Origin of the sequence: Pseudomonas sp. NPDC087690 (assembly GCF_044743175.1) — a bacterium.
Classification (GTDB): domain Bacteria; phylum Pseudomonadota; class Gammaproteobacteria; order Pseudomonadales; family Pseudomonadaceae; genus Aquipseudomonas.
Genome location: NZ_JBIUVX010000094.1, coordinates 1 through 3,287 on the forward strand (window position 1 = coordinate 1; position 3,287 = coordinate 3,287).

3 protein-coding genes and 1 pseudogene are annotated in these 3,287 nt (G+C 55.7%); all 4 read right to left on the bottom strand.

The genetic code is table 11. The features are described 5' to 3' along the window. Positions 1–373 precede the first annotated feature (373 nt). Positions 374–997 carry a protein-methionine-sulfoxide reductase heme-binding subunit MsrQ gene (gene msrQ, locus ACIPIZ_RS29460; protein ID WP_253481861.1) on the bottom strand — a complete coding sequence of 208 codons (624 nt, stop codon included), beginning with the start codon at positions 995–997 and terminating at the stop codon, positions 374–376. Beyond that, on the bottom strand, positions 997–2,010 hold the full coding sequence (gene msrP, locus ACIPIZ_RS29465; protein ID WP_105709411.1) for a protein-methionine-sulfoxide reductase catalytic subunit MsrP: 1,014 nt from the start codon (positions 2,008–2,010) through the stop codon (positions 997–999). Before msrP ends, msrQ begins: the two co-directional genes overlap by 1 nt. 63 nt (positions 2,011–2,073) lie before the next feature. Next, a complete protein-coding gene (gene pssA, locus ACIPIZ_RS29470) occupies positions 2,074–2,931 on the bottom strand; it encodes a CDP-diacylglycerol--serine O-phosphatidyltransferase (RefSeq protein WP_016983477.1) in 858 nt (285 codons plus the stop codon). A 147-nt stretch (positions 2,932–3,078) separates the two neighbouring features. Continuing rightward, positions 3,079–3,287: pseudogene (locus tag ACIPIZ_RS29475) on the bottom strand (ketol-acid reductoisomerase); the annotation flags it as partial.

The window sequence follows — 3,287 nt, forward strand, 5'->3', positions numbered from 1 at the left end:
CTGCCTCTACCAGCCCCCCCCCGAATTGCTTGATTCAGTTGTTAAAGAGCGGTTGGTTAAGATCTTTCGTCTCAACCGAGGCGCGCATTCTACAGCAGCCTCATTTGCTGTCAAGTGATTATTTTCAGAAGCTTTCGAAGAACTCTTCAACAACTTCAACCACTTGCGCTTCAGATCTCTCTGCAGCGGGAGGCGAATTCTACAGCGTTACACACTGCTGTCAACACCTCTTTTTCAACTTCCTTTTGGCTTCGATGAACTGAAGCAACCTGCTGCCGAAACCTACATAACTCTTTGAATCTCAAGGAGTTTTCCGTTTCGACTGCGCCGGAAGTGGGGCGAATTATAGACATCTCAAATCTGCCGTCAACCGTTAATTTCGCTTTTCTTGCAAAACCTGCTTTTTAGTCGGTAAACGCGGGATCCGACGCATGACTGAGGGAATACGCAGCACCAGAAGCACCGCACCTATAAAGGCATAGATTGCCCACTCCTCAAGATCGGCGCGCACGATCCACAACATATGCAGCAAACCCAGGCCCAAAATCACGTACACCAGCCGATGCAACTTCTTCCAGCGCGAACCCAAACGACGTTGACTGTAGCGATTGGACGTGACCGCCAACGCCAGCAATCCGAGAAACCCCAACGCCCCTACTATTATGTACGGCCGCTTGCGCAACTCGACCGCCAGTTGCGACCAGTCGAAACCCAGAATAAATGCCATATAGCTGCACAGATGCAGAACCACGTAGGCAAAACACCAAAGCCCCAATTGCCGGCGCACAGCAATCCACCCTGCCCAACCGGTAAGTTTTTGCAGAGGCGTCATGCTCAGGGTGATCAACAGCAGTACCAGCGTCCCCAACCCCAGTCGATCTACCAACACCTTGCCGGGATCCGGTCCAAGCAAATCTTCAAGCGCCTGATACAACCACAGCATCGGCCAGACAGCCGCCGCAATGAAAACGCCTATACGCCAGAACGGAAAGCGCATCAGTAGTTCTTCCGCAGATCGAGCCCTGTATATAAAGAAGCGACCTCATCCGAATAGCCGTTGAACATTTGCGTATCACGCACGTTTGGCTTGAACAGACTGTTCGGCAGACGCCGCTCGCGCGCCTGCGTCCAGCGTGGGTGATCAACCGTCGGGTTCACATTCGCATAGAAGCCGTATTCATCTGCCGCGATGCTCTGCCAGGTCGTCTTCGGCTGCTCGCTGACCAGACTGATACGCACGATGGATTTGACGCTCTTGAAACCATACTTCCACGGCACCACCAGACGCAGCGGCGCGCCATTCTGATTCGGCAGCTCGCGGCCATACATGCCTACCGCCAGAATCGCCAAGGGATTCATCGCCTCATCCAGTCGCAGACCTTCTACATAAGGCCAATCGATCAAGGCAAAGCCAGAACGCTGGCCAGGCATGCTCTTGGGATCCTGCAAGGTTTCAAACCGGATGTATTTTGCATTGGACGTTGGCTCGACCTGCTTTAGCAACGCCGAAATCGGAAAGCCGATCCAGGGAATAACCATCGACCACGCCTCGACACAACGCAGGCGATAGATACGCTCCTCCAACTGGTACGGTTTCATGAAATCTTCCAGCGCATAACGCCCCGGCTTACCCACCTCCCCGTCGATCACTACGCTCCATGGTTCGGTTTTCAGCGAGCCAGCATTCGCCGCCGGATCACCCTTGTCGGTTCCGAACTCATAGAAGTTGTTGTAATGGGTGGCGTCTTTATAAGGCGTGATCGCCTCATCCTTGACGTTGACCGCCCCCCATTTAGTAGAGGACAGCTTGTCGTTAAACCAGGCAGGTGCCTTGCCCGGCTCGACATCGGCGTACCGAGCGGCATCGTCGGCACTGGCCCAGCGCGGCAGGCTACTGACGGCGATACCGGCAGCAGTGGCCCCCAATAATTGGCGGCGAGAGAGATAAATGGCTTCAGGCGTGACATCCGACTCATGGCAGTCGGACGCTTTGGGGACTTTGATCAACATGGCAACTCCGCAGCTTTGGAGGACTGATGCACCCATAGACTGCGGAGTATGCGGGAAATTACATCACTCGGCTTTTTTGTGCCGACGAAGATGCAACAGGTACTGCACCGGGCCAGAAGCCGCGTAAGCGAGGAACACCAGCAGCAGAATGCGCGGCGGATCGCTGAACACCACAGCGAACACCAACACCACCGCAAGAATCGCCACAAACGGCACGCGCCCCTTCAGGTCCAGCTCCTTGAAGCTGTTGTACTTGATGTTGCTGACCATCAGCATGCCGGCCGCCGCAACCATCAGTGCGACCAGGAACGACATCTTCGAACCCTGAATGCCGTAATCGCTGAACGCCCAGACAATACCCGCAACCACACCGGCTGCTGCCGGACTGGCCAGACCGATGAAATAGCGCTTGTCAGCCGTCCCCACCTGAGTATTGAAGCGCGCCAGACGCAACGCCGCGCCCGCTACATAGATGAAGGCGACCATCCAGCCAACCTTGCCCATGTCGCCCAACGCCCAGCCGAACGCCAGCAGCGCTGGGGCAACACCGAACGCGACCATGTCCGACAGCGAGTCGTACTCGGCGCCGAAGGCACTTTGCGTGTTGGTCATGCGCGCCACGCGACCGTCGAGACCGTCGAGCACCATGGCGACGAAGATCGCGATCGCGGCGAACGCGAAATACTTGCTCGCATTGGCCGAGTCGCCAGCGCTTAGAGCAGCCTGGGCGCTCATCGAGTTGATGATGGAGTAAAACCCTGCGAACAGGTTCGCAGTGGTGAACAGATTCGGCAGCAGATAGATACCACGATGCCGGACTTTACGACCTTCTGCGTCGTGCCCTTCTTCGATGTGTTCATCGATGGGCAGCAGGCTTTCGGCGTCAGAAGCCTTGTTCGGCTCTTCGGGACGTTCGCTCATGGACATTACCTTGCAACGGTTTGGAGAAATTTCGACAGGTGCTTGAGGACGACAGTTCGGCCACAAACGCTGCAGCTTTATACCAGAACCACCGGCTCAAACGAAAAAACGCGGCCGAGGCCGCGTTTTCCGTACAAGAATGACGACTTAGTTTTTGGCTTTGTCGACGATCTTGTTGGCACCGATCCACGGCATCATGGAGCGCAGTTGCTCGCCGATGACTTCGATGCCGTGAGCGGCGTTGTTACGACGCTTGGCGGTCATCGAAGGGTAGCCGGTTGCGCCTTCGCTGATGAACATTTTGGCGTATTCGCCGTCCTGAATACGTTTCTGAGAGTTGCGCATGGACTGACGGG